The sequence below is a fragment of the Vibrio sp. Vb2960 genome (assembly GCF_033337665.1).
Taxonomy (GTDB): Bacteria; Pseudomonadota; Gammaproteobacteria; order Enterobacterales; family Vibrionaceae; genus Vibrio; species Vibrio alginolyticus.
Genome location: NZ_JAWORD010000029.1, coordinates 24,959 through 50,538 on the forward strand (window position 1 = coordinate 24,959; position 25,580 = coordinate 50,538).

Genomic DNA, 25,580 nt, shown 5'->3' on the forward strand with positions numbered 1-25,580 from the left:
GCCATGTCCTAGTTAGTGAATTTGAAAATGGAAAAAACTAAAAATATAGGGGTTTATAATGTCTTACCTAAAGAAAAGCCTACTTGCCACGGCAATTACCGGCATGATGTTCAGTGGTGCTGCATTTGCTGATGGTGCAAACAGTGACGCAGCAAAAGAGTTTCTAACCAAAGATTCATTTTCTTATGAAGTTTACGGAATCATCGCGATGCAGGCCGCGTACCGCGATTACGATTCTGGCAGCAAAGCAACGGACGATGACTTGGGTGGCATGCAGCTAAACAACGAATCTCGTATCGGTTTCCGTGGTAAAAAACAATTTGCTAACTTCGACCCTACTTTTATTTGGCAAATCGAAGGCGGTTATGTAGACCCTAGCTTTGGTGGCGAGGGCGCAGGTCTTGGTGAACGTGACACATTCGTCGGTTTTGAAAGTGCATCTTGGGGGCAAATTCGCCTGGGTCGCGTTTTGACACCTATGTACGAATTGGTTGACTGGCCAGCATCTAACCCTGGCCTGGGCGATGTATACGACTGGGGTGGTGCTATTGGTGGCGCCAAGTACCAAGACCGTCAATCAAACACTATCCGCTGGGACTCTCCAATGTTTGCTGACAAATTCTCCCTAGATATCGCAGCTGGTGCAGGTGATAAAGCAGGTCTAGGTGAAGGGGATGACTATTGGGGTGGTATTGCAGCACACTACAAAATTGGTCCTATCCAGTTAGATGCGGCATATGAAGGTAACCGTAATATCAAGATGGAAAGCCAAACGTGGGAAAACAACACGTACTTGGTAGGGGCACAAGGCTGGTTTGATAACGGGATCTCTTTCTTTGCGCAATACAAATACATGGAAGCGGACGCAAGCAATGGTGTGAGTGAAAAGCAAGATGCAATGTCTGCCGCTATCATGTACACCACGGGTGATTGGCAATACAAACTGGCTTACGCCGCTAACTTTGATCTCGAGCGTGATGGTAAGAAAATTAACGATACAGCGGACGATGTGTTATCAGCACAAGTTATGTATTTCGTAGACCCATCGGCAGTGCTGTACGTACGTGCTCGTACTCTAGACTTTGGCGACGGTGCGTCTCAATTAGATAAACCAACAGAAGCACGTTGGAAGTCTGCTGACTACGACGAGTTCTCTGTAGGTGTTGAATACTACTTCTAATTAAAGAAGCAGCTAAAAGGGCGGAAACGCCCTTTTTATCTTGATACTTATTCAAATAAGCCTTTGAAATGACTGGCCTGTAAATTTTAGAGGCTTATCTAAATTGGTATAAAGTGAGAAACCATGATGAAAAAAACAACGACACTTCTCGGACTTTGCGCAATGCTTTCGGCGCCAGCTTTTGCTGCTCAACTCACTCTGCAATCTGAATTAGTTCCTCGCGTTCTCAACGGCGAGTTCGTCTACCCTGAGTGGATATCCAAGAACAACAGCATCGAGTTAAAGGATGGGGAAAACCAATTGGCGGTAACGGTTGGACAAATCGTATTTGAAGATGGAAAGCGCCGTAAATTCGATTCTCAGCCGCTGGTATTAGAGTTTGATGCAGAAAAAGACACCGAGCTTTCTCTGACTTATCAAACATTCCGTACTATTGAAGAGGCGAGAGCCTTCGAACTCGATCCTAAAGTGGTATTGAAAGACAAAAACGGAAAAGAAGTGGCATTCTCTATGGTTCAACTTCGTAAAGGTGGTTTGCAAGGTTTTCGTGATTACGAACGAGAAGTTGCCGACTATAATAACGCAATGAATAAAGAATCGACTAAGGCAAGCATTGCGTCTTCTCCAGCGGAAACCAAAACAATCAAAGCATCGTTTAATGAATTGAGCCGTGAAGAGCAGCAAGAATTTATGCAATGGGCAATGCGTAACCTGAAGTAATTTCGCCTTGTGCTTTAACAGTAAATAGCAGGGCTGTGCCTTTTTGGTTCTGCCCTGTTTTTATTTCTGTTGTCAAACCGATTGTAGAATTGACTTACGGTGGTAAAATGTCGCCACTTTTATCCTTGACATTACAACGAGAGATCTCTCGTTGCTCATTACCCCTAAGGAACTCAAATGACGGTTAAAACTCGTTTTGCTCCTAGCCCAACTGGCTATCTACACGTTGGTGGTGCGCGTACTGCACTTTACTCTTGGCTATACGCTAAAAACCAAGGTGGTGAATTCGTTCTACGTATCGAAGATACAGACCTTGAGCGTAACTCTCAGGAAGCGGTTGATGCAATTCTTGAAGGCATGGAATGGCTAGGCTTGGAGTGGGATGAAGGTCCTTACTACCAAACTCAACGTTTTGACCGTTACAACGAAATGGTTGATAAGCTTCTTGCTGAAGACAAAGCTTACAAATGTTACGCCTCTAAAGAGCTGCTAGATGAAATCCGTGCAGAGCAAGAAGCAAATAAAGAAATGCCTCGCTACGATGCTAACCATCCAAAAATCAAAGCAGCAAACGAAGCGGCAAAAGATGGCGATCCATGTGTTATCCGTTTCCGTAACCCGAAAGAAGGCAGCGTAGTATTTGATGATCAAATCCGTGGTCGCATTGAAATCCGCAACGATCAAATGGATGACCTAATCATTCGTCGTACTGACGGTTCACCTACTTACAACTTCTGTGTAGTAGTGGATGACTGGGACATGGGTATCACTCACGTTGTTCGTGGCGAAGACCACATCAACAACACGCCTCGTCAAATCAACATCTACGAAGCACTAGGTGCGCCTGTACCTACATTTGCACACTGTGCAATGATCCTGGGTGATGACGGCGCGAAACTGTCTAAACGTCACGGCGCTGTATCAGTCATGCAATACCGCGATATGGGCTACCTGCCTGCGGCACTAAACAACTACCTAGTGCGCCTTGGTTGGTCTCATGGGGACCAAGAAATCTTCTCTCAAGAAGAGATGATCAATCTATTTAGCCTAAACGCAGTATCTAAGTCAGCGTCTGCTTTTAACACTGACAAACTGCAATGGTTGAACAACCACTACATCAAGAACTCAGATCCTGCGTACGTTGCTGAGCATCTACAATGGCATCTAGATCAACAAAAACTAGACGTAACGAATGGTCCTGCTATCACTGACGTGATCAAGCTAGTGGGTGAGCGTTGCAACACACTAGTTGAGCTAGCTGAGCAAATCCGTTACTTCTATGAAGATTTCTCTGAGTTTGAAGCGGGCGCAGCGAAGAAACACCTACGTGGCGTGGCTAAAGAGCCTCTAGAACTTGCATTAGCGAAAGTGGAAGCACTAACTGAGTGGACGACAGCGAACATCAAAGATGGCGTTATCGCAGCAGTATGTGAAGAGTTGGAAATCGGCATGGGCAAAATCGGTATGCCATTACGTGTTGCTGTAACAGGCGGCGGTCAGTCTCCTTCTGTCGATGCAGTAATGGAGCTGGTTGGAAAAGAGCGTTGTATTGCTCGCATTAAGATGGCGCTTGAGTTCATTGCTGAGCGTGAAGCAAACGCATAATTGCTTTGAACTGAACGTTCTTTTGAATAAATAGTCACAAAGCCGCGGTGAGCAACCGCGGCTTTTTTGTATCTTCAATTTAGATAACGAGAAACTTTCTCTCATATTGGTGAATGAAGAGATGGTTTCACCTGTAATTTACCTCAATATGGATAAGATTTTTTAATCCAAACATCGTTGGCATGAATAAAAAACGAGCGATTATATATCAAATATCTGATTGATTTTTATCCATGTTCCTTAAAGTTCCATTTTGTTTGTCTCATTTTTAAGAAAAATCTTTGCTTTAGCTATGTTGTTCCAAAAATTAAAGCAAACGTTTGCGTCGTGATTGCGTGGGGATTTTTTTGCTTAAGATCACATGTTGTCGAGATTTTTGATGACAATAAATTGACAGAATTGGGATTTTTCTCGCGATTTCTTAGCGTTATAGTTCATCCCGTCAGCGATACCGAGATGGCGATATGTATCACTGAACAGGAAATGTACGTAAGTTGCTTCCATAAAAAAAATGCATGTGCATAAAAAGAAGCTGACTAAGTATCTCACTCAAGGAATGAATAAAAAGAATTGAAATACAACGTCAGTCAGACGGCGCATTTCGGCATCTAACAAAAGAACTTCTTTAGAGGAATCAATAATGAAAAAATTAGCAGCGGTAATTTCAGCGTCTCTACTTATGGCTTCAGCAGCACAAGCAGAAGTATACGTTGGTGGTAAGATGGGTAAGTCATGGATGGAAGACGCGTGTGTAGCGGGCCAGGCTTGTGACAAAGACGATTCTACTCTTGGCGCTTTTGTTGGTTACGAAATGAATAAATACTTCGCAGTAGAAGCGGGTTTCGACAACATCGGTGATTTTAACCAAACTTCTTTCGGTGGCCACGTAGAAGCAATCACTCTTGCTCCTAAATTTAGCCTACCAATCACTGAAGACATCGCACTTTACGGTAAAGTGGGTGGCGCTTACGTAATGTTTGATGGCAAAGATGATTACTCTTACCTAGGCGCGGCTGGTCTTGAATTCAACCTAAGCCAAAACGTAACAGCTCGTGCGGAATACCAAACACTGACTGACATCAGCAACGATGTAACTCGTGCGACAGGTAACACTGCAACACTAGGTGTTTCTTTCAAATTCGGCGGCAACGATGAGCCAGTAATCGTAGAAGAGCCAGTTGTTGTTGAAGAAGTGGTTGTAGAAGAAGTGGTAGAAGAGCCAGTTGTAGTTACGAAAACATTCGAAACTCAAACAATTGGTACAGGTAGCTTCGATCTAAACAGCACAACTCTAAAACCAGAGAGCGCTGCAAAACTTGATAACCTAGTTGCTTTCCTAAACGAGCACCCACAAGCGAACGTTGAAGTTGTAGGTTACACAGATACGTCTGGTCCAGCAGCTTACAACCTAAAAGTTTCTGAAAAACGTGCTGAGTCTGTTGCTAACGCACTCGTTGAAAAAGGTATTGATTCATCACGTATCCAAGCTCGTGGCGAAGGTGAAAACAACCCAATCGCTTCAAACGACACTCGTGAAGGTCGTCAACAAAACCGTCGCGTAGAAATCGTTGTTCCAGAATTTGAATACCAAGTTCAGCAATAAGCTCCTATTCGACCGTAGTATAGAAGACTGAAGCTGAAAGCCCCAAAGAGTTCGCTCTTTGGGGCTTTTTATTTCTCTTTAAAAACTGACTGAAATGTTCAAAGTGGCTAGGTATTACTTAAGATCAATGCTGTTTAAACGCCCCATAAATGTCAGGATCTCCAAGTTATCTTTATGTGCTTCTAACAACGCTTTTTTGGTTTGCATGTAGGCGGCAAGTTTGCCGTACTTACTAATAGAGCGAACCACCGTTTTATATTTATACTCACCGTCATCATTGAACTCTCGCCACTTGGCGATGTAACACGTATCTCGGTTGTCAGGGTTTTCAAGAGTAGGGTTAGGCTTGTGAACGATTTTAGGCTCAACGCTATGTGGAAGCCTGGTCATTAAGTAAGGGTCTTTCAAAAGACGTCGCCAGAATTTGCCCCACATTTGCCGGCCTAACTCGTTTCTCAGCTTAATGGCTTTTTGTAAGCCTTTCTTTTCTCCAATACGAACAAATCCTACCGAGCGGTGTAGTACCGTATCCTCGGGGGTATGGATATGTATCTTAAAGGCTGTCTTGCCTTTAGAAATAAAGCGGTGTCCAGTGTTAGTTATTAAATTGCTCTTAGACATAGTGCTAACTAATAATTTTATTAATAGCTAAAAGGGTAAGCAAAACTCATAGATAATTAAAGTAATAAAATACAAAACTGTAAATAGGGCTTGTTGAAATGATTTCAAGGGGAAGAAGTCAGATCAGTAGAAGACTTTATCCCGTAACCGAAACACCTGATCCGATCATATTGATTACTGGGAAGATTACCTAACACGATGTACTAGGGGGAGCAGTGCGAGGCTTGAAATTGAAGATACAAAAAAGCCTTAGCTCAAGTGGGAGCTAAGGCTATGATATGGCGCCCCCAGTAGGATTCGAACCTACGACCTGTCCCTTAGGAGGGGACTGCGCTATCCAGCTGTGCCATGGGGGCGTAATACCAATAGTTGCAGTTCATTGCACTGTTTTACTGAGTTCAAATCTAGCAATCTACCAGATCTGTATCAGCATCACGTTGAACGATTCGCTACGGTCATTGGCATAATCAAATAAGATGCGCTGCCTATGATATTCAAAAGTGAGCATATCTCAAGACTTAATGTTTGCTTTTATAGGATCTTGTTCATTACGTCGCCAATTTGAACGCTAGACGCTAAATTTGGCTGATCAATCGTCAGTTCCGCTTCGTGTTCGTATATGCGTGATACCGTTAATGTAATTTCGCTTTGCGAGACTTTGTTTCTTGGCAATCCATTTTGGTCGATAAACGACGCGGTGTGCCAAAGCTGCAATTTGTCTCCCTCTTTTACGCCGTGCATACGGCCGAGATCCATCGTTACGGTATTACCGAAGACTGCCACAACCTCTGGCAATGTAATTTTGCAAGATAGCTCCGACTCCAGATCCAACATAATATTGCGACTAACGCGAAGCATCATCTCGCCATAGGTCGATGCCCAAAAACGTGCACTACGAGTGTCCACTTGACTCGTTTTAGCAAATGGCCAACGCGCGACCTCACGGTAGGCTTTGTTGAAGATTTCATGGCCAGTTTTACCATCAAATACTTTCATTTCTAACGCAAACTGACGATTGATGATGTCATCTTGCAATAGTTGAGATTCGACCGTTGCAGTGAGATCGGTGATGACCCCTCCAATGATGTATTGTGCGCCATTGTCTTGCGCGATCATTTGAGTGCGAGCAGGATAGTTGCTGCTTATTGAGTAGTCCGTTGTACCAACAGACACAAAGCTGCGTGAGGTTTGATCAAGTTGACGGTTCACTACGTGGCTAAAATCGTCACCAACTTGATAAATTTGTCCCATCACTGCTTGTTGTGGTGATGCGACCTCAATATTGCCGACCAGCATTGTCTTTTTGTATTGATCGGTGTGGCAACCCGTTGCCGATGGATAAATATCAACGCGGATTTTTACCTCGACTTTACCGCGACGTTTGCGTTCAGACTCGACCAAAATGTAACGGACTTCATGATTGGTAAACTGGTATTCGTTGCGGCTTTCTTCTAATAGCGGCATCAAGTTGCTAATACTGCCAATATCTGCGCCCGAAAAATTGACGGCTTTGAACAGCGCGTCTTCCAACGCATGGAGCCTTGCCGTCTCTTCTGAAGAAACGATGGTGGCAACGCCTGTGACTTCATACCAAGATGCCATTACCTTAAAAGGCACAAGCATCACTAAAGTGATTGAAAACAGACTGTTTAATATTTTTTTCATTGGTTACAACCGTTCGGGTATAAATATTGCTTTAACAAATTCAGTGAAGTTTGGTGGGTTTTTCTTCGTTAGGCAAACAAAGAAAAGCAAAGACTGTTCCAATATTCACTTTCTTGGAAAGGAATTAATAAAGAACGGTATCACCTAAGATTATCTGGAGAATCAAACCATGAAAAAGTGGCTTGTCGCCGCATCGATGATGACGCTTCTGACATCGTGCGCGTACTCACCGATTTACAATGGTAAAGAACCGTACTCGGGAAGCCAGTTCATGCTGATGGATAGTCCGCGTCATACGATGGACTTTTTCATTGAGAGCATGACAGAAGACCTGATGGTTTCTAATGTGGCAGTATCAGCGCGGACACCGATTGCGATTACCTCGTTTGTTGATCTACAAAATATGGATGCAACAAACTGGTTAGGTAACTCGGTCTCTGAAGGTTTTATCCATCAGTTTCAGCGCCGAGGGTTTAAAGTGGTTGATTTCAAAACTACGGGCTCTATTCAAGTGACGCAGCAGGGCGATTTTGCTTTAAGTCGTGATTGGCAAGATTTAGCTCAAGAGCAGCAAATTCAGTATGTACTGACCGGAACAATGCTGCGCCAAGAGGGCGGAGTGCTTGTCAATGCACGCGTGGTTGGCATGCAAAGCCGTGTAGTTGTAGCGACAGCGCAAGGTTTCCTTCCGGCTGACCGTATTGGGCGTGACTTAGATACGTTAAATAGCATCCGCACACAAGATGGTGTGTTGATTCGTTCTGACCCTACCATTCGTCAGCCGTACACTGTGATTCTCCGTCCATAGGATAGAAGCATGAAGAAGTTATTATTTATTGTTGCCACACTGATATTGGTGGGGTGTCAGCCATTACAACAGATGCGTCAAGATGAAATCTTAGTGGCGGTGGGTTACGCCAGCGTCAGTGAGCAAACAGGTCGCACAGTTGAAGAAAAGCGTGTACGAGCAATGCGCGCATCAAAAATTGATGCTTATCGTGAGCTAGCAGAGCAAGTTTATGGCATGCGTGTTAGTGGACGTGCAGAGCTGCAAGACCAGCGTTTGGGTATTGAGAGCACCACTGGTGCCGTCGATGGTGTAATTCGTGGTGCAGAAGTTGTGCGTAGTTATCTTGTTGAAGACAGTTATGTGACTGAGCTGCGTCTGGATATCCGTAAGATGGATAAGCTACGTGATTATGGAGAAGTTCAGCAGGTGCCTGAGAAGCGTCAGCAAACCTTGTTTTAAACCATTTCACTAGACAGATAATCTTTTTGAGCGGCTTATTGGTAACAATGAGTCGCTTTTTTATATCTACGTGAGCGCGGGAATTGAGGGTAGGAGTGACGTTTAAGCTTTTATATTGGTGCCAAGCGTCGAGATGGTGTGGGTTTTTCCGCCCGCATTGTAGGTCATGCCAACTTTGCCATGAGTTCGCTGAAGCATGTTGTTGAGTTTATTGAAGCTCAGCTGTGCGCGACTAAGCGATTCGCCATTTACTTGGTTAACTTGTTGACAGTCTAGGACGATCGATTGGATTTGAGCAACAACCTGACTTAGGTGCTCATCTTCAGTAAGTTGATTGACGTGCGGGTGAGAGGCGATTCGCTGATCAGTTGTTCTGAGCTGATCAATGAGCGTCATCTTCTGTTTGGCAATGTTCTCAATCTCGGTAGAGACACGCGCCGTGATTGCTTGTGTTTCTTGGCGTAAAACAGCGGAAAGTGCCTTAGCATTTTCTAGCTGGAAATTAACGAGATCGACTAATGCTGCCATAAAATACTTACCTTCGGCCTAAGTCAGTTAGCTTTTGCCTTGCAATTCGTTTTCAAACTTAATCATGTTGTCAGCCAATTTTTCAGGATCGACTTTGTATGAACCGTTTGTGATAGCTTCTTTGATTGCTGCAACTTTGGCGCTGTCATATGCCGGAGAAGCTGCCATATCCTTCTGGAGTTTACTGACGGCTTTACTTTGCTGGCTGAGTGATACTGCGTCTTGTTGCGCTGGCGCCTTTTTTGATTCTGTCGTGCTGGTAGCATTGGAATCGTTACGTGCAGGTGCGCGACTTGTTGTCGTCATCATTTGCCCTGAACGTATATTATCTATACCTGCCATGTTTAACCTTTGCCTTGTATCGTAATACTGGTATCCAGACTATCGACCAGCGCAAAAATAACTTTAGTCATTTTTTGCATTTTTATTGATCAGTTTAAACACGCTACCAGTGGGTATTAAAAATTAACAGTGATTTCCGCAATGTCAGTCACTATGCCTTCTATTATACGTTGTGACTTATCATTTTTCACTCTTACTTGATCGCCAGCTGAACCATCCTGCAATGCTGTGCCTTGCGTTGTGATCGTCATGCCAGAATTCACCGCTTTGATAATGACCTTTTCATTTCGGCATACCACACAAACATCATTTCTCTCTACGACATCGCCTAAACGAACATTACGCTTTAGCTTTGCCCCAACCACTTGATCGTAGCTAGAAAATCCATCTTTACGAAAGCGCTGTAGCTCGATCATGGAAGTGGTAACATCCGATGCGCTGACGATTTCTCCTCTCCCTAGTGTTCGTGTAGCGACGATCATTGGTACTGATACCGAGATCCTCACAGGGACATAGACTTTCCAGTCATCCGGTTGGCATTCCACTAACACATTGATGTTACTTCTCGTGCTGCTGGTGGAAGAGGCAGATGTATCTAACGGAACAGGGCAATCCGTTGCTTTTATTCTCGAGTCGATCTCTGCCGCATTAACAGATAGCTCGCCACCATCAGGCTGATCAACCGTAGCAAGAATATGTTGTTCTGCTGCTGTTTTTATTTGCTCGATCTGATTATCTGAAGCTGAATGAACAAAAAAGCTAAACATACTGAGCAAAATGCCGATAGACTTAGCGTACTTTGTAATTAGCGCTCTACATATTGTCATAGTCAATGGTGTCGAAGTGAAAGTGAAATACGCCATACTGTCTCCCTGGTATCGTGCTTGCCAGTGGTAGAGTATCATTTAAAAACAAAAAGTTTGAGATGGAGATGAGCATATGACGGGGATTCTTGACTCGGTGAATCAGCGTACGCAACTCGTCGGTCAGAACCGATTGGAATTATTGACCTTTCGACTGATGGGCCGACAGCGCTACGGCATTAACGTATTCAAAGTGAAAGAAGTACTACAGTGCCCTAAGCTGACTTCAATGCCAAATCTACACCCTCTGGTTAAAGGTATCGCTCATATCCGCGGCCATACCGTGTCCGTTATTGATTTGAGCCTGGCAATTGGTGGCCGCCCAACCACTGATTTAGATAAATGTTTTGTTGTTATTGCAGAATTTAACCGTACGATCCAAGCATTTTTGGTATCATCGGTTGAGCGTATTATCAATATGCATTGGGAAGCGATTTTGCCACCGCCAGACGGCGCAGGTAAAGCGCACTACTTGACTGCCGTGACAAACATTGACAATGAGCTGGTTGAAATCCTTGACGTTGAAAAAATCCTGGCAGAAATTGCGCCAGTTGATGAAACGATGGATTCCGCTATTGGCGAAGAAATCGCACAAGCAGAACAAGAAAAGCCTATTGTACGCCGCATACTGATTGCTGATGACTCGACGGTCGCGCGTAAACAGGTAGAGCGTGCGATTACATCCATCGGTTTTGAGGTCGTATCTGTCAAAGACGGCAAAGAAGCGTACAATAAGTTGATTGAAATGGCTCAAGAAGGCAATATCTACGATCAAATTTCGTTGGTTATTTCCGATATTGAAATGCCAGAAATGGACGGCTATACCTTAACGGCTGAAATTCGCAGACATGCCGATTTGAAAGACCTTTATGTTATCCTCCATTCTTCATTAAGTGGTGTATTCAACCAAGCTATGGTTGAGCGTGTAGGTGCCAACACCTTCATTGCGAAATTTAACCCAGATGAGTTGGGTAACGCGGTTAAATCTGCATTAACACAATAAAAGAGACATTAATGACTGCTATTACAATCAGTGATCAAGAGTATCGTGACTTTAGCCGTTTTCTAGAATCGCAATGTGGCATCGTGTTAGGTGATAGCAAGCAATACCTCGTGCGTAGCCGACTGAGTCCTTTAGTGACGAAGTTTAAGCTCGCATCGTTATCAGATTTGCTACGTGATGTTGTTACAGGGCGTAATCGAGAATTACGAGTCGCCGCTGTGGATGCGATGACGACTAACGAAACCTTGTGGTTTCGAGATACTTATCCGTTCACGGTTTTAGCTGACAAATTATTGCCAGAAGTAGCGGCAAGCAAGCGCCCAATTAAGATCTGGTCTGCTGCCAGTTCATCGGGCCAAGAACCGTATTCTATTGCAATGACGATCCTGGAAACGCAACAGCGCAAGCCGGGCTTGTTACCAAACGTGTCCATTACAGCCACAGATATTTCGGCAAGTATGCTCGAGATGTGTCGTGCAGGGGTGTACGACAACTTGGCTTTGGGTCGCGGGCTTTCACCAGAACGTCGTCGCACCTTCTTTGAAAATGCGGACGGTGGTCGCATGAAAGTCAAAGATAACGTCAAGCGTTTGGTGAACTTTCGTCCACAAAACTTGATGGACAGTTACGCACTGATGGGTAAGTTCGACATCATTTTCTGTCGTAACGTATTGATTTACTTTTCTCCAGAAATGAAGTCTAAAGTGCTTAACCAAATGGCGAGCAGTTTAAACCCTGGTGGCTACTTGCTGTTAGGGGCATCAGAGTCGCTAACTGGTCTGACTGATAAATTTGAAATGGTGCGCTGTAATCCGGGCATCATTTACAAGCTTAAATAGCGGTATCTCTTCATTGATAGAAAAGCCTGACTTCGTGTCAGGCTTTTTTGTTTGTTACCTTTCTGCGCCGAGCGTTTCATGTATCACTCAATTAGTTGAAGCGCGTTTTTGCCTTGTGCCCTCAACACGGTGTATCTTTATTAAGTGAACAAAGTGATACGACATGACATTCCAGTTACTTTGGCTCACTTATTGCTATTTCAATTCACGGTAACCACTAGGTTGGTGTAATGCTTTAGGTTTTGGCATGCTAATTGCTTTTTGGTTATCAATCACGGTCAGTTCTTAATTGTAGAGGCAAACATGGCTATATCTTTTGACAATGCACTAGGCATCCACCAGCACACGGTGGGCGTACGTGAGCGCAATGCAGAGGTGATTTCCACCAATATCGCACAAGCAAACACGCCTGGTTACAAAGCAAGAGGTTTAGACTTTGCGAAGGAATTGCAAGCGGCAACATCTGGGGCAAGCATTGGTCTTAGTCGCACAGATGGTCGGCATATTCCTGCCACTACGACGTTGGTTGGGGACAAGTTATATCGCCTTCCTACGCAACCAGATACGGGAGATGGCAACACGGTAGACTTGGATTTAGAGCGTAACTTGTTTATGCAAAACCAAATCAGACACCAAGCATCACTCGACTTTCTAGGCAGCAAATTCAAGAACTTAACCAAAGCAATCAAAGGGGAATAATTTAGATGAGCTTATTTAACGTTTTCAATGTGACAGGTTCCGCAATGAGCGCTGAATCCGTTCGTCTGAATACTACCTCAAGCAACTTGGCGAACGCCGACAGTGTCAGCAGCTCTGCGAAAGACACTTACAAAGCGCGTCATGCAGTGTTTGGTGCAGAGTTAAGTAACGCCATGCGTGGCGGTGATACGGTGCCAGTGAAAGTGATGGGTATTGTAGAAAGTGATAAACCGCTGAGTGCGGAGTACAACCCAGATCATCCCCTTGCAAACGAAGAAGGCTACATTTACAAGCCTAACGTCAATGTAATGGAAGAAATGGCAAACATGATTTCAGCTTCTCGTGCATACCAAACTAATGTACAGGTCGCTGATTCTAGTAAACAAATGCTGCTGCGTACGCTGCAGATGGGTCAATAAGGATAAGGGGGTAGCGTATGGCCGGAATTAACAACGTTGGTCAAAGCGGCTTGTCCTATATCGACCAGCTTAAAAGTCTACAAGAGAGTAACAAGAAAGCGGAAGAGAGCACGGGTAAGCAGGATCTAAAACAGGAAGACTTCTTATCATTGCTCACGAAGCAACTGTCTCAGCAAGACCCTTTTAAGCCGGTGAGTAATGACCAGATGATTGCGCAAATGGCTTCATTTGCGACCGTTGATGGCATTGGCAAGATGAACACTCAGTTTGAGAGTTTGAATTCGTCAATGACATCAAATCAAGCGTTACAAGCTTCCTCTTTGGTAGGGCGTGACGTATTGGTCCCAGGAGCAGCAGGTGTGAAGCAGGACGACGCACCAATGGCGGCAATGGTTAAGCTTTCACAATCTATCGATAATCTGTTTGTTCGTGTAGAGGATGAAGCTGGCCAACTGGTTCGTACCTTTGAGGTAGGGGCGAAACCAGCCGGCGACACGCGTGTGCTTTGGGACGGTAAAGATGAAAGCGGAAATCCACTGCCAGCTGGCAAATACAAAGTGAAAGCGTCTGGCTTAGTTGAAGGGGAGTCGCAAGAGTTCCCAGTATCGACGTATGCCAACGTAAACAGCGTATTGCTTGGCAAAGGTGACGGAAACGTATTACTCAATCTGGCTGGTTTTGAGTCGCCAGTTCGACTTGCAGAAGTATTGGAAGTCGGCAAAGCGTAGTCATAGCTCGCTAGATTAGGAGATTTTGGAATGTCATATGTATCTTTAAGCGGTTTGTCCGCCGCCCAACTGGATTTGAACACCACCAGTAACAACATTGCGAACGCCAACACTTACGGCTTTAAAGAGTCCCGTGCTGAGTTTGCTGATGTCTACTCTAACTCTTTATTTACTAACGCAAAAACCACACCGGGTGGTGGTGCGCAAGCAAGCCAAGTGGCACAGCAGTTCCATGAAGGCTCTAGCATTTACACCAACAACCCAATGGATTTGCGTGTTTCGGGGACAGGTTTTTTCGCTGTAGCGAAAGAGCGTCTAACTCCACAACAGAATGAACTGACACGTAATGGTGCATTTCACTTAAATAAAGAAAACTACATGGTGACCGCGAACGACGAGTTCTTATTAGGTTACCAAGTGGACCCAAGCTCTGGTGAGGTTTCTTCATACGAGCCACAACCCATCAATATTCCTGCTGAATTTGGTAAGCCAAAACAAACAGCAAACATTGAAGTGGGTGTGAACTTGCCAGCGAACGGCGATTTGAAAGATCCAACGCAGTTTGATTTTTCAGACCCAGATACATACAACCGTTCAACCTCTTCGACAATTTATGACTCGATGGGTCAGTCTTACAAGCTAACGACGTATTACTTGAAAGATCAGACTCAGCCAAATACATGGAACACTTACTACACCGTGACAGATAAAGAAGGTGAAAAGCCTTTAAATGTTGCGGCTGGTGATGCGCAAACGCCAACAGGTCATGTGGGGCATACCATGAAGTTCAACAACGATGGTACGTTGGCGAGCTTGAACAATGGTCAGCCAATCACTTCTGTGGCTCTGGGCGATCCGGCGACGAACACGACACCAGTCGATATGAATGGTGCCGATCCTGCGCAGACGCTTAACTTCGGCTTAGGCTCAGCAACACAGTTTGCGGCTCCGTTCGAACTGACTAAGTTTGACGAAGACGGTGCAACAACGGGCTTCCTAACCAAAGTTGACTTCGATGAAAACGGCAGCGTATTGGGGACTTACTCAAACGGTGAAAACGTTACATTGGGTCGTGTTGCTCTCGTACGTGTTCCAAACGAGCAAGGTCTGGATAAGAAAGGCGGCACTCAATGGGATTCAACGCAGTTCTCTGGTGACAAGATCTGGGGTGAATCAAATAAAGGCTCTTTCGGCACCATCAATAACGGTATGCTGGAACAGTCAAACATTGATATGACGCAGGAGTTGGTGGACCTGATCTCTGCTCAGCGTAACTTCCAAGCAAACTCACGTTCGCTAGAAGTACACAACCAACTACAACAGAATATCTTACAGATCCGCTAGAGTACTAGCTGGGTCATTCGATACTCTGCTTGAGTAAGCAATGGCGTGTGGTTGCTTCTTAGTAATTACCGCTTTGTTCACTTTCATCATGACATTCATCTGATGCTTAGCCTGAATACACCTCACTCAGGCTAAGCATGCTTTGATCTACGATTTGCCGCTGTTGCCGCCGTATGGATCAAAACCTTGCCTCTCGTTACAGTTTTCTGCCCCTATTGACCTCTTTTAATTGTTGATTGTTAATTCAAAGTATTGATTGATAAGCCTATTTTTGTTTTGGCATAACTATTGCTTTTACTCCGTGTACAGAGAGATTTTTTGGAGTAATTTATGGATCGCGCACTGTTTCTCGCAATGAGTGGTGCCAAGCAAAATATGCAGGCACTACAATTGCGCGCTAATAACTTGGCTAACGTAAGCACGACCGGATTTCGGGCTGATTTAGCACAGGCTCGCTCAATGCAGGCTTATGGTGAAGGCCATCCTTCACGTGTGTTCAGCATGACAGAGCGTCCAGGGCATAACTTTGCTCAAGGTAGCGTGATTACAACAGGGCGTGATCTGGATGTGACGATTGAAGGCAGCGGCTGGATATCGGTACTCGATCACACAGGGAAAGAAGGGTTGACCCGTAACGGCAACCTAAAAGTCGATCAAAATGGCATGCTTACCAACGCAAGTGGTCATTTGGTGCTGGGTGAAAACGATGCGCCGATTACTTTGCCTATCCCTCTCTCCAAAATTGAAATCGGTCGGGATGGCACCATCTCTGTACTTCCTCAAGGTGCCCCGGCAGAAGAATTCCAAGCGGTTGATCGCATTAAGCTCGTTAAGCCTAATGATCAAAGCTTGTTTAAAGACACCAATGGCTTATTTCGCCATAAAACTCCAAACCAACCTTACGAAGCAGACGCGACTGTTAGTCTCCAGACGGGAGCGATAGAAGGCAGTAACGTGAATGCCGTAGGTGAAATGACCGCATTGATTGACTTACAACGTCAGTTTGAAATGCAAGTCAAGATGATGAGCACAGCTGAAGAAATGGATAAATCTTCAGATTCACTGCTTCGTATGAGTTAACAGAGTTAGAGGTTCACTATGCATCCAGCACTATGGGTAAGTAAAACAGGTCTAGACGCCCAACAAACCAACATTGCCACGATTTCGAACAACTTGGCGAACGCCTCTACTGTCGGCTACAAAAAGAGCCGTGCAGTATTCGAAGATTTGTTCTATCAGAACATCAACCAGCCTGGCGGCCAGTCATCTCAGAACACGGAACTGCCAAGTGGCTTGATGTTAGGTGCGGGTTCTAAAGTGGTTGCGACGCAAAAAGTGCACACGCACGGCAATGCACAGACAACGACCAACGCACTGGACATGATGGTGGAAGGCGACGGTTTTTTCCAAGTGACATTGCCGGACGGCAACATCGGTTATACCCGTAACGGTCAGTTCACGCTAAATGGTGAAGGCACGTTAGTCACGTCGGGTTCTGGCTACCCTGTAGAACCTGAAATTGTGATTCCAGAAGATGCGATTTCTATCACTGTCGGTACGGATGGTGAAGTATCGGTTCGCGTCCGTGGTCAGCAAGACAACCAAGTCGTTGGTCAGCTAACCATTACAGACTTTGTTAACCCAGGTGGCCTAGAGCCAATTGGTCAGAACCTTTACTTACCAACGGGGGCCAGTGGCGATCCACAAGAGGGTGTTCCCGGTTTGGACGGTTTGGGGGAAATTCGTCAATCCATGCTGGAAGCGTCCAATGTGAATGTAACGGAAGAGTTGGTCAACATGATCGAAGCCCAGCGCGTTTACGAAATGAACTCAAAAGTGATCTCGTCAGTCGATAAGATGATGAGCTTCGTTAACCAGCAATTGTAACGATTAAGAGCAAGATTTGAGGAGCTCACGATGAAACGTATTTGCCTACTCGCTTTGATTGCTACGATGTCGGGCTGTGCCATGTTGGAGCCGATTGAAACGGATGAAGTGACACAAGCAACCACTGTGGTCGACGCAGTAGAAGGCGATAAATCGAAAGAAGAGAGCAGCGGTATTGTAGATACTTTACGTGGTAGAAGCGATCCGGTTGCTGGCGATCCTGCTTGGGCTCCAATTCATCCGAAAAACAAACCTGAGCATTATGCTGCTGCAACAGGTTCGTTGTTTAGCGCCGAGCACATTACCGATCTCTACGACGATTCTAAACCACGTGGTATTGGCGACATTATTACCGTAACACTGGATGAGACAACCAGTGCGACGAAAAGCGCAAATGCCGATTTATCGAAAACCAATGAAGCGCAAATGGACCCGCTTCAAGTGGGCGGAGAAGAGCTGCAAATTGGCGGAAAATATAATTTCTCTTATGACCTAAACAACTCCAACTCATTTGCAGGTGACTCTTCTGCAAAGCAGAGCAACAGCATCAGTGGTTACATCACTGTTGAGGTGATCGAAGTACTGGCAAACGGCAACCTCGTGATCCGCGGTGAGAAGTGGATGACGCTAAATACGGGTGATGAGTACATACGTTTAAGTGGCACTATTCGTCCGGATGATATTAATTTCGACAACACCATTGCATCAAATCGCGTTTCTAACGCAAGAATTCAGTACTCTGGCACTGGTTTGCAACAAGATATGCAAGAGCCAGGCTTCTTGGCACGATTCTTTAATGTAGCGCTATAACACGCCCTGCTGACGGCAATTTGACTGCAAGAGATAAGTAAGCATGAAAAAACTCCTTTTAGTACTGATGAGCGTTGCTCTGTTTTCTACCGTAGCCCAAGCCGCACGTATCAAAGACGTCGCGCAAGTGGCAGGTGTACGAAGCAACCAACTCGTGGGTTATGGTTTGGTTTCAGGCTTACCTGGTACGGGTGAAGCGAACCCGTTTACAGAGCAAAGTTTCGCCGCCATGCTGCAAAACTTCGGCATTCAGATGCCGCCGGGCACAAAGCCAAAAATTAAAAACGTTGCCGCAGTCATGGTTACGGCAGAATTGCCGCCTTTCTCTAAACCGGGTCAGCAAGTGGACGTGACTGTCTCTTCCATCGGAAGTGCTAAAAGTTTGCGTGGTGGCACCTTGCTGCAAACGTTCCTCAAAGGTCTCGACGGTCAAGTTTACGCGGTTGCTCAAGGTAACTTAGTAGTGAGCGGCTTCAGTGCTGAAGGCGCTGACGGTTCTAAAATCGTAGGTAACAATCCAACCGTTGGTCTTATCTCTAGTGGTGCGACAGTAGAGCGAGAAATTCCAAACCCATTTGGTCGTGGTGATTACATCACGTTCAACTTGCTTGAGTCAGACTTCACAACGGCTCAACGTATGGCGGATGCTGTAAACAACTTCCTTGGCCCACAAATGGCGAGCGCTGTTGACGCGACATCAGTGCGCGTGCGTGCTCCTCGTGACGTCAGCCAGCGTGTTGCGTTCTTATCGGCAATCGAAAACCTAGAGTTTGACCCAGCAGATGGTGCAGCCAAAATCATCGTTAACTCTCGCACGGGCACCATCGTAGTTGGTAAGCATGTGCGTCTTAAACCAGCAGCAGTAACGCACGGCGGCATGACGGTTGCGATCAAAGAAAACCTGAATGTTAGCCAGCCTAACGGCTTTTCTGGTGGGCAAACCGTAGTCGTACCAGACTCGGATATCGAAGTCAGCGAAGAGCAAGGCAAAATGTTTAAGTTCGAACCAGGCTTAACGTTGGATGATTTGGTCCGTGCCGTGAACCAAGTCGGGGCTGCGCCTTCGGACTTGATGGCAATTTTACAAGCATTGAAGCAAGCTGGTGCCATTGAAGGCCAGTTGATCATCATTTAATGGTTAGGAGGTAGGTATAATGAACAATCCTAACGACATTGGTTTTATCCATGACATCAGTTCTCTGGATACTCTGCGTCAAAAAGCAGTGAAAGAGGGAAAAGATGGCGAGCAAGAAGCATTGCATGCGGCTGCTCGTCAGTTCGAATCGATCTTCACCTCCATGATGTTGAAATCCATGCGTGAAGCCAATGAGGGCTTTGAGTCCAACATGATGAACAGCCAAAACGAGAAGTTCTACCGACAAATGTTGGATGAACAGATGGCGAGTGAATTGAGTTCGTCTGGTTCAATGGGACTGGCCGATATGATTGTTAAGCAATTAACGGCTGGGCAAGGGAACGACAAAAAAGAAACGGCTATGCGTGATGCGGCAAACAATGCTGCGGAATATCGTCGTGTTGACCCGAAAAAAGCGCGCGAGATTGAACAGCGCTTGATTGAATCTGGTCAACTATCTCGACCAAGTAATGAACCCACTCGATTCGATTCACCAGAATCCTTTGTTAACTCGATGAAGCCATACGCGGAGAAAGCTGCGAAAGCCCTAGGTGTCGAGCCATCTTTGCTACTTGCGCAAGCCGCTTTGGAAACGGGGTGGGGACAAAAGGTCGTGAAGAACGCGCGTGGCAGCAGCAACAACCTATTTAATATCAAAGCAGATCGAAGCTGGCAGGGTGACAAAGTGACGACTCAAACTTTAGAGTTCCACGATAACACGCCAGTGAAAGAGACGGCAGCGTTTCGCTCCTACTCAAGTTACGAAGACAGCTTTAATGACTTTGTACGATTTTTGAATGACAACCCACGTTACGATACAGCATTGCAGAAACGCGGGAATTCAGAGTTGTTTATTCGCGGTATCCACAGTGCGGGTTACGCGACCGATCCGAATTACGCAGATAAAGTCCTGCAGGTGAAGGATAAAATCGAAAGTATGTAATGTCTCTGCGACAATTTATGACGTTCTCGAAGGCTTGCCATAGTGCAAGCCTTCACTTTATCTGAACATTTACGCCTTTCTATCACTTGGCACATCTTTTGCTTTTAATGTGTCTAGGTGATCGGTTTTGCCGATTTATATTTCGTTTTCGGGGGCATGTATGGCGTCAGATCTTCTGAATGTAGGTACTCAAAGTGTGCTTACTGCTCAGAGACAATTAAACACCACTGGTCATAACATTTCTAATGTTAATACAGAGGGTTATAGCCGTCAGTCTGTTATCCAAGGCACGAATGATCCGCGCATGTTTGGTGGTTCTACCTACGGCATGGGTGTGCATGTGGAAAATGTTCGCCGCTCGTGGGATCAGTTTGCCGTGAATGAACTGAACCTGTCGTCGACCAACAATGCCAACAAAACGGATACCCAAGACAATCTTGATATGCTCTCTAGCATGTTGAGCTCCGTAGCATCGAAGAAAATTCCCGAGAACCTGAATGAGTGGTTCGATGCGGTAAAAACCATGGCAGATACCCCGAACGATTTAGGGGCACGAAAAGTGGTATTGGAAAAGGCGAAAATCTTCTCTGATACATTAAATGATTTCCACGAAACCGTTCGACTGCAATCTGATGTCACCAATAAAAAATTGGATATGGGCATTGAGCGCGTTAACCAACTTGCGTTGGAAATTCGCGATATTCATCGACTGATGATGCGCACCCCCGGCCCACATAATGACCTAATGGATCAGCATGAAAAGCTGGTTACTGAGCTGTCAGAGTACACCAAAGTTACTGTAACCCCACGCAAAAATGCGGAAGGGTTTAATGTTCATATCGGCAATGGACACACACTTGTTTCTGGTACGGAAGCAAGCCAGCTCAAAATGATCGATGGCTATCCGGATGTTCATCAAAGACGATTAGCAATGGTGGAAGGGAATGGCATTAAAGCGATCAAGTCTGATGATATGGATGGCAAAATCGGCGCTTTACTTGAAATGCGCGACAAACACATCCCACAACTGCAAGATGAAATGGGCCGTTTAGCGACGGGTTTCTCCTACAAAATTAATCAGCTGCAATCTCAAGGTCTGGATCTCAACGGTAAGATAGGTAAAGACGTATTTACCGATGTGAACTCTGAGCTGGTGGCAAAATCTCGAGTTTTTGCTGCGTCTGACTCTCAAGCTGATGTTGCGGTTTACATCGAGGACATTTCCGCGATCAAAGGTGGTGAATATTCGCTGCGTTATGATGGCGACCAATACAGCGTGACAACACCGAAAGGTGAGCAAATGTCGTTGAACATCGACCGTTCGGATTCGTCGTTTGTTCTGGATGGTATGAAAGTGCAAATTGGTGAAGGCCTTGCCGCCGGTGAGCGCGTATTGCTCCGCCCAACGAGAACTGGTGCAGCCATCATAAAGATGGAAACCAATGATGCAAAAGCTATTGCCGCACAAAGTTATGAAGCCTCAACCACTTTTGCACAAGGTAACGCCAAGTTTAAAATTCGTGAGGCGGGGGATGTTAAAGAGTTTGAGGTTACCGTACAACCAGCCGACGAGAAGCATGATAAGCCGTGGTTAAAGATCACGGATAACAAGGGTAATTTACTATCGGACAAATACTCATACCCGTTAGATAAAGATAACCCGATGATTGAAATCTCAGTGCCGAAAAGTCATCCGCTGTATAAAAACGGCGATGCAACCGTGTTTGAGTTGAGCGAAGGCGCACTGATGAATGATAAATTCACCGCAAACTTGGTGCCTTCTGAAGGTGGTAACGGCAACTTGAGAAAAATGCAGAAGATCCAAACAGACAAGATGATGGATGGAAAATCCAGTACCTTGATCGATGTTTATCATAACCTCAATACCGAAGTTGGACTGAAGTCTTCTACAGCAAACCGTTTAGCCTCCGTCGCTCGTTTAGAGCATGAAGCGGCGCAAGAGCGCGTTGCTTCTATTTCTGGTGTTAACCTCGATGAAGAAGCGGCCAACATGATGAAGTTTCAACAAGCGTACATGGCTTCATCACGTGTGATGCAAGCGGCGAATGATACCTTCAATACCATTTTACAACTGAGGTAAGGAGAAGAGATAAGTGCTAACCCGAATTTCTAGTTTCCATAACTATCAGTCCGTACAAAATGATCTGCGTCGTCAAGAGAATAAGGTTCACCACAACCAAGAGCAACTTGCTTCAGGGAAAAAGTTACTGAAACCTAGTGACGACCCCCTCGCTGCGCATTACATCCAAAACATTAGTCAGCAACAAGAACAGCTACAACAATATCTTAGCTCGATAGTGTTGGTGCGTAATCGTCTAGAAAACCACGAAGTTAATATCGCCAATGCGGAGAATTTTGCCGACGAGTCGAAGCGCTTAACGATGGAGATGATTAACGGTGCGTTTTCTGCGGAAGACCGACAAGCAAAGAAGCGTGAGCTAGAAGAGATTGCGAACAACTTCCTTAACTTGGTGAACTCGCAAGATGAATCTGGTAACTACGTGTTTGCTGGCACTAAGCCAAAAAGCCAACCATTTTATCGCGATAAAGATGGTAGCGTGCAATACGCTGGGGACGATTATCAGCGCAAAATGAAAGTCTCCAGCATGCTTGAGATGCCAATGAACGATCCCGGCAGCAAGCTGTTTATGGAGATACCAAACCCATTTGGCGACTATCAGCCGAATTACGATCTACAAAACGGCTCTGAGCTGTTGCTAAACAAAGCTACTAACGTTGACGCTAAGGATGATGCGGCGTATCGCGTGACATTTGTCGATATGAATAACGGCAAATTTGGTTACCAATTAGAGCGTAACGGCAAAGTAGTGGATGCCGATGAGTTTTCACCAGAGAAAGGGATTGAATACAAAGGCCTGAAAGTGCACGTAAAAGGCCAAATTACGCCTGGTGACAGCATTGAGATCGAAAAGCGGGCAGAGTTCAGCATTTTCGATACCTTCAAGGATGCAATGGCATGGTCAGACAAATCGGTTTCGGATACGTCGGCGACCGCCAAATTGCACCAAATGACAGAAGAATTCCACGCTGCTTTTATCCATTTGAATAAAGCGCGTACAGATGCCGGTGCTCGATTGAGTACGCTGGATATCCAAGAGCAAAATCATGAAGACTTTAATTTGTCTCTGGCAAAAGCGAAGAGCAACTTTGAGGACTTGGATTACTCTAAAGCCGTGATCGAGTTCAGTGAAAACTCGCGAGCGTTACAGGCATCGCAACAAGCATTCGGTAAGACCAAAGATCTAACGTTGTTTAACTACATCTAGTATGACACTCATACACATTGTCTGATTTTGATGCCTTATGTGCAAAGCCTTAAGCGCGATAAGTCGACGTAACCTGAGAGTCTGAGATGTTATGCGGCACGATTTTACCCAAAGCGGCAATGATGCGGGAGGCAAGTCGGGCGGCAACAGGGCAGCGTTCAATACCCATGGGCTAAGATGAGTCTGACAAACCGGAAATAGCTTAATGATAAAGCTAACTTATTGTTTATTTGATTCTTTTAAAAGTAGTTAAATAATTTACTCAAGTTGGCACACAAATTGTATTGAAAATATCAGAACAGATTTAGAGATTCTAAACCCTGCGTTTAAGGCAGATTTAGCAAGTAACTTTTACGGTCAGTGCTTATCCAAATGAGAGTAAAGCTGGCCGCTTCGCAAAAGCTTGCGAACTCAACAGGAGAGCAAAATGGCTGTAACAGTTAGTACTAACGTCTCCGCGATGACCGCGCAGCGTTACCTAAACAAAGCGACTGATGAATTAAACACGTCGATGGAGCGCTTATCTTCAGGACATAAGATTAACAGTGCAAAAGATGATGCGGCAGGTCTACAGATCTCTAACCGCTTAACTGCACAGTCTCGTGGCCTAGATGTCGCAATGCGTAACGCGAACGATGGTATCTCGATTGCACAAACCGCTGAAGGTGCGATGAATGAGGCAACCTCTGTCATGCAACGAATGCGTGACCTTGCGATTCAATCATCGAATGGTACTAACTCTCCAGCTGAGCGTCAGGCGATCAACGAAGAGTCAATGGCATTGATTGACGAGCTAAACCGTATTGCAGAAACCACTTCATTTGGTGGTCGTCGTCTATTGAACGGCTCATTCGGTGAAGCAGCATTCCAGATTGGTGCGAGCTCAGGTGAAGCCATGATCATGGGACTCACCAGCATTCGTGCGGACGATACTCGCATGGGCGGTGTGACCTTCTTATCTGAGAACGGTAAAGATAAAAACTGGAGCGTTGACCCAGCTAAATCTGACTTGAAGATCACGCTACCAGGTATGGGTGAAGACGAAGACGGCAATGTTGATGATCTAGAAATCAACATTAATGCCAAAGCGGGCGACGACATCGAAGAGCTTGCCACTTACATTAATGGTCAGTCTGATATGATTAATGCGTCTGTAAGTGAAGATGGCAAGTTGCAAGTTTTTGTCGCGCATCCAAACGTTCAGGGTGAGATTTCTATTTCTGGTGGATTAGCATCTGAGCTTGGCCTGAGTGATGAACCTATCAGAACGTCAGTACAAGATATTGATATGACCACGGTACAAGGTTCTCAAAACGCGATTTCTGTGCTGGATTCGGCACTGAAATACGTAGACTCGCAACGTGCAGACTTAGGTGCGAAGCAAAACCGTCTGAGTCACAGCATCAACAACTTGGCAAACATCCAAGAAAACGTTGACGCATCGAACAGCCGAATTAAAGATACAGATTTTGCGAAAGAAACCACGCAAATGACCAAAGCACAAATTTTGCAACAAGCAGGTACATCGATTCTTGCTCAAGCGAAACAGTTGCCAAACTCTGCAATGTCACTATTGCAGTAGTTTACTTAGCCTGTACTCAATACATTCAGACGTGGATGGGAATGCAGGCTTTTGGCAAGCAGCTTTACAATAGAATGAGCGGCTCTCTCATCTCTCACCTGCCAATCATTTTCAATGTAAAGTTGCACTCGGTATGCCGGAAATGTGTTCATTTCTCTTGATCTCCACATAGGCTCTGGCGACCAACCTAGCCCCAGTTCTCTCAAAGGAAAAGGGGCTTTTTCTTTTCTAATCTTCACGTCTATCGTCTGCGAACTTACCTTTAATTGTTTCCTTTTGCTGATTTTCTATACAATTTAGCCCTCTCGGCTCGATTTGTGGAAACTTGAGCACTTTTTCTTACTTTTCTTCAATTTTATTAGCTAAATCTCGCAATGTTATTTTTTTAAACTTTTTTCTAAAGCTTCTGAATTTGGTGTCGTTAATAGAGGTAACTTTGAGAGAACTACTTGGTTTTCCGAGACGTCGGAAACCGCTACACCGGAAAATCAATTGGAGAAATCACCA

Annotated in this window: 25 protein-coding genes and 1 tRNA gene; 20 read left to right on the forward strand and 6 right to left on the reverse strand. The window is 45.2% G+C overall.

Going from position 1 to position 25,580, the window contains the following annotated elements:
• Positions 1-58: 58 nt before the first annotated feature.
• From chiP to R7O03_RS20345, 4 genes are all read left to right on the forward strand, one after another.
• Entirely contained in the window at positions 59-1,180 is a 1,122-nt protein-coding gene (gene chiP, locus R7O03_RS20330; RefSeq protein ID WP_005382007.1) for a chitoporin, read from the forward strand.
• Between the two features lie 123 nt (positions 1,181-1,303).
• Positions 1,304-1,900 carry a DUF2057 domain-containing protein gene (locus tag R7O03_RS20335; RefSeq protein ID WP_005382008.1) on the forward strand — a complete coding sequence of 199 codons (597 nt, stop codon included), beginning with the start codon at positions 1,304-1,306 and terminating at the stop codon, positions 1,898-1,900.
• 177 nt (positions 1,901-2,077) lie between these two features.
• Positions 2,078-3,505 (forward strand): glutamate--tRNA ligase, encoded by a 1,428-nt coding sequence (gene gltX / locus R7O03_RS20340; protein WP_005384075.1) that lies wholly within the window; start codon positions 2,078-2,080, stop codon positions 3,503-3,505.
• A 640-nt stretch (positions 3,506-4,145) separates the two neighbouring features.
• The gene (locus R7O03_RS20345) at positions 4,146-5,108 is read left to right on the forward strand and encodes an OmpA family protein (protein ID WP_006743033.1); all 963 of its coding nucleotides are present in this window, start codon (positions 4,146-4,148) and stop codon (positions 5,106-5,108) included.
• Positions 5,109-5,222: 114 nt separating this feature from the next.
• On the opposite strand, the gene R7O03_RS20350 is transcribed toward R7O03_RS20345, so the two are convergent.
• The 3 genes from R7O03_RS20350 to R7O03_RS20360 form a co-directional block, all read right to left on the reverse strand.
• A complete protein-coding gene (locus tag R7O03_RS20350; RefSeq protein ID WP_005382011.1) occupies positions 5,223-5,729 on the reverse strand; it encodes a hypothetical protein in 507 nt (168 codons plus the stop codon).
• Between the two features lie 279 nt (positions 5,730-6,008).
• Positions 6,009-6,085 (reverse strand) — tRNA-Arg (locus tag R7O03_RS20355).
• Positions 6,086-6,260: 175 nt separating this feature from the next.
• Positions 6,261-7,394, reverse strand: coding sequence for a flagellar assembly protein FlgT (locus tag R7O03_RS20360; protein ID WP_005382012.1), 1,134 nt, complete (start codon positions 7,392-7,394; stop codon positions 6,261-6,263).
• A 169-nt stretch (positions 7,395-7,563) separates the two neighbouring features.
• Here R7O03_RS20360 and R7O03_RS20365 point away from each other — a divergent pair, with 169 nt between their 5' ends.
• Positions 7,564-8,202, forward strand: a complete 639-nt coding sequence (locus tag R7O03_RS20365; RefSeq protein ID WP_005382013.1) for a FlgO family outer membrane protein — start codon at positions 7,564-7,566, stop codon at positions 8,200-8,202.
• A gap of 9 nt (positions 8,203-8,211) precedes the next feature.
• Positions 8,212-8,643, forward strand: coding sequence for a flagellar assembly lipoprotein FlgP (flgP, locus tag R7O03_RS20370; protein ID WP_005382014.1), 432 nt, complete (start codon positions 8,212-8,214; stop codon positions 8,641-8,643).
• A 102-nt stretch (positions 8,644-8,745) separates the two neighbouring features.
• Here the strand turns inward: flgP and R7O03_RS20375 are convergent, their stop codons facing one another.
• The 3 genes from R7O03_RS20375 to flgA all read right to left on the reverse strand — a co-directional run bounded on the left by R7O03_RS20375 (position 8,746) and on the right by flgA (position 10,376).
• Positions 8,746-9,171, reverse strand: a complete 426-nt coding sequence (locus tag R7O03_RS20375; RefSeq protein WP_005382015.1) for a flagella synthesis protein FlgN — start codon at positions 9,169-9,171, stop codon at positions 8,746-8,748.
• Between the two features lie 27 nt (positions 9,172-9,198).
• Positions 9,199-9,513, reverse strand: coding sequence for a flagellar biosynthesis anti-sigma factor FlgM (gene flgM / locus R7O03_RS20380; protein WP_005382018.1), 315 nt, complete (start codon positions 9,511-9,513; stop codon positions 9,199-9,201).
• 116 nt (positions 9,514-9,629) lie between these two features.
• Positions 9,630-10,376, reverse strand: a complete 747-nt coding sequence (gene flgA / locus R7O03_RS20385) for a flagellar basal body P-ring formation chaperone FlgA (protein ID WP_005382020.1) — start codon at positions 10,374-10,376, stop codon at positions 9,630-9,632.
• Positions 10,377-10,452: 76 nt separating this feature from the next.
• Between flgA and R7O03_RS20390 the strand changes: the two genes are divergently transcribed.
• The 14 genes from R7O03_RS20390 to R7O03_RS20455 all read left to right on the forward strand — a co-directional run bounded on the left by R7O03_RS20390 (position 10,453) and on the right by R7O03_RS20455 (position 25,073).
• On the forward strand, positions 10,453-11,379 hold the full coding sequence (locus R7O03_RS20390) for a chemotaxis protein CheV (protein ID WP_005382022.1): 927 nt from the start codon (positions 10,453-10,455) through the stop codon (positions 11,377-11,379).
• An 11-nt stretch (positions 11,380-11,390) separates the two neighbouring features.
• On the forward strand, positions 11,391-12,218 hold the full coding sequence (locus R7O03_RS20395) for a CheR family methyltransferase (protein WP_005382024.1): 828 nt from the start codon (positions 11,391-11,393) through the stop codon (positions 12,216-12,218).
• A gap of 303 nt (positions 12,219-12,521) precedes the next feature.
• Positions 12,522-12,917, forward strand: a complete 396-nt coding sequence (gene flgB, locus R7O03_RS20400) for a flagellar basal body rod protein FlgB (protein ID WP_005382026.1) — start codon at positions 12,522-12,524, stop codon at positions 12,915-12,917.
• Positions 12,918-12,922: 5 nt separating this feature from the next.
• Positions 12,923-13,336: a flagellar basal body rod protein FlgC gene (gene flgC, locus R7O03_RS20405; RefSeq protein ID WP_005393132.1), complete on the forward strand. Its 414-nt coding sequence runs from the start codon at positions 12,923-12,925 to the stop codon at positions 13,334-13,336.
• Between the two features lie 17 nt (positions 13,337-13,353).
• Positions 13,354-14,064, forward strand: coding sequence for a flagellar hook assembly protein FlgD (gene flgD, locus R7O03_RS20410; RefSeq protein ID WP_005382029.1), 711 nt, complete (start codon positions 13,354-13,356; stop codon positions 14,062-14,064).
• Between the two features lie 30 nt (positions 14,065-14,094).
• On the forward strand, positions 14,095-15,408 hold the full coding sequence (flgE, locus tag R7O03_RS20415; RefSeq protein ID WP_005382030.1) for a flagellar hook protein FlgE: 1,314 nt from the start codon (positions 14,095-14,097) through the stop codon (positions 15,406-15,408).
• Positions 15,409-15,738: 330 nt separating this feature from the next.
• The gene (flgF, locus tag R7O03_RS20420) at positions 15,739-16,488 is read left to right on the forward strand and encodes a flagellar basal-body rod protein FlgF (protein WP_005382031.1); all 750 of its coding nucleotides are present in this window, start codon (positions 15,739-15,741) and stop codon (positions 16,486-16,488) included.
• Positions 16,489-16,506: 18 nt separating this feature from the next.
• Positions 16,507-17,295: a flagellar basal-body rod protein FlgG gene (gene flgG, locus R7O03_RS20425; RefSeq protein WP_005382032.1), complete on the forward strand. Its 789-nt coding sequence runs from the start codon at positions 16,507-16,509 to the stop codon at positions 17,293-17,295.
• Between the two features lie 30 nt (positions 17,296-17,325).
• Entirely contained in the window at positions 17,326-18,105 is a 780-nt protein-coding gene (flgH, locus tag R7O03_RS20430) for a flagellar basal body L-ring protein FlgH (protein WP_005382033.1), read from the forward strand.
• Positions 18,106-18,148: 43 nt separating this feature from the next.
• Positions 18,149-19,240 carry a flagellar basal body P-ring protein FlgI gene (locus R7O03_RS20435; RefSeq protein WP_005393118.1) on the forward strand — a complete coding sequence of 364 codons (1,092 nt, stop codon included), beginning with the start codon at positions 18,149-18,151 and terminating at the stop codon, positions 19,238-19,240.
• Between the two features lie 16 nt (positions 19,241-19,256).
• Positions 19,257-20,183 (forward strand): flagellar assembly peptidoglycan hydrolase FlgJ, encoded by a 927-nt coding sequence (flgJ, locus tag R7O03_RS20440; protein ID WP_253657049.1) that lies wholly within the window; start codon positions 19,257-19,259, stop codon positions 20,181-20,183.
• Positions 20,184-20,343: 160 nt separating this feature from the next.
• The gene (gene flgK, locus R7O03_RS20445; protein ID WP_318131980.1) at positions 20,344-22,284 is read left to right on the forward strand and encodes a flagellar hook-associated protein FlgK; all 1,941 of its coding nucleotides are present in this window, start codon (positions 20,344-20,346) and stop codon (positions 22,282-22,284) included.
• Positions 22,285-22,297: 13 nt separating this feature from the next.
• A complete protein-coding gene (gene flgL / locus R7O03_RS20450) occupies positions 22,298-23,491 on the forward strand; it encodes a flagellar hook-associated protein FlgL (protein WP_005382037.1) in 1,194 nt (397 codons plus the stop codon).
• A 427-nt stretch (positions 23,492-23,918) separates the two neighbouring features.
• Entirely contained in the window at positions 23,919-25,073 is a 1,155-nt protein-coding gene (locus tag R7O03_RS20455; RefSeq protein WP_005382038.1) for a flagellin, read from the forward strand.
• Positions 25,074-25,580 lie beyond the last annotated feature (507 nt).

Coding starts and splice junctions, on each gene's coding strand:
- R7O03_RS20365 (WP_005382013.1), top strand. CDS start 7,564: ATGAAAAAGTGGCTTGTCGCCGCATCGATGATGACGCTTCTGACATCG.
- R7O03_RS20375 (WP_005382015.1), bottom strand. CDS start 9,171: ATGGCAGCATTAGTCGATCTCGTTAATTTCCAGCTAGAAAATGCTAAG.
- flgG (WP_005382032.1), top strand. CDS start 16,507: ATGCATCCAGCACTATGGGTAAGTAAAACAGGTCTAGACGCCCAACAA.
- flgM (WP_005382018.1), bottom strand. CDS start 9,513: ATGGCAGGTATAGATAATATACGTTCAGGGCAAATGATGACGACAACA.
- R7O03_RS20435 (WP_005393118.1), top strand. CDS start 18,149: ATGAAAAAACTCCTTTTAGTACTGATGAGCGTTGCTCTGTTTTCTACC.
- flgD (WP_005382029.1), top strand. CDS start 13,354: ATGGCCGGAATTAACAACGTTGGTCAAAGCGGCTTGTCCTATATCGAC.
- flgB (WP_005382026.1), top strand. CDS start 12,522: ATGGCTATATCTTTTGACAATGCACTAGGCATCCACCAGCACACGGTG.
- R7O03_RS20350 (WP_005382011.1), bottom strand. CDS start 5,729: ATGTCTAAGAGCAATTTAATAACTAACACTGGACACCGCTTTATTTCT.
- flgP (WP_005382014.1), top strand. CDS start 8,212: ATGAAGAAGTTATTATTTATTGTTGCCACACTGATATTGGTGGGGTGT.
- flgE (WP_005382030.1), top strand. CDS start 14,095: ATGTCATATGTATCTTTAAGCGGTTTGTCCGCCGCCCAACTGGATTTG.
- chiP (WP_005382007.1), top strand. CDS start 59: ATGTCTTACCTAAAGAAAAGCCTACTTGCCACGGCAATTACCGGCATG.
- R7O03_RS20390 (WP_005382022.1), top strand. CDS start 10,453: ATGACGGGGATTCTTGACTCGGTGAATCAGCGTACGCAACTCGTCGGT.
- flgA (WP_005382020.1), bottom strand. CDS start 10,376: ATGGCGTATTTCACTTTCACTTCGACACCATTGACTATGACAATATGT.
- flgK (WP_318131980.1), top strand. CDS start 20,344: ATGGCGTCAGATCTTCTGAATGTAGGTACTCAAAGTGTGCTTACTGCT.
- R7O03_RS20360 (WP_005382012.1), bottom strand. CDS start 7,394: ATGAAAAAAATATTAAACAGTCTGTTTTCAATCACTTTAGTGATGCTT.
- R7O03_RS20455 (WP_005382038.1), top strand. CDS start 23,919: ATGGCTGTAACAGTTAGTACTAACGTCTCCGCGATGACCGCGCAGCGT.
- flgF (WP_005382031.1), top strand. CDS start 15,739: ATGGATCGCGCACTGTTTCTCGCAATGAGTGGTGCCAAGCAAAATATG.
- flgH (WP_005382033.1), top strand. CDS start 17,326: ATGAAACGTATTTGCCTACTCGCTTTGATTGCTACGATGTCGGGCTGT.
- R7O03_RS20335 (WP_005382008.1), top strand. CDS start 1,304: ATGATGAAAAAAACAACGACACTTCTCGGACTTTGCGCAATGCTTTCG.
- gltX (WP_005384075.1), top strand. CDS start 2,078: ATGACGGTTAAAACTCGTTTTGCTCCTAGCCCAACTGGCTATCTACAC.
- flgC (WP_005393132.1), top strand. CDS start 12,923: ATGAGCTTATTTAACGTTTTCAATGTGACAGGTTCCGCAATGAGCGCT.
- R7O03_RS20345 (WP_006743033.1), top strand. CDS start 4,146: ATGAAAAAATTAGCAGCGGTAATTTCAGCGTCTCTACTTATGGCTTCA.
- R7O03_RS20395 (WP_005382024.1), top strand. CDS start 11,391: ATGACTGCTATTACAATCAGTGATCAAGAGTATCGTGACTTTAGCCGT.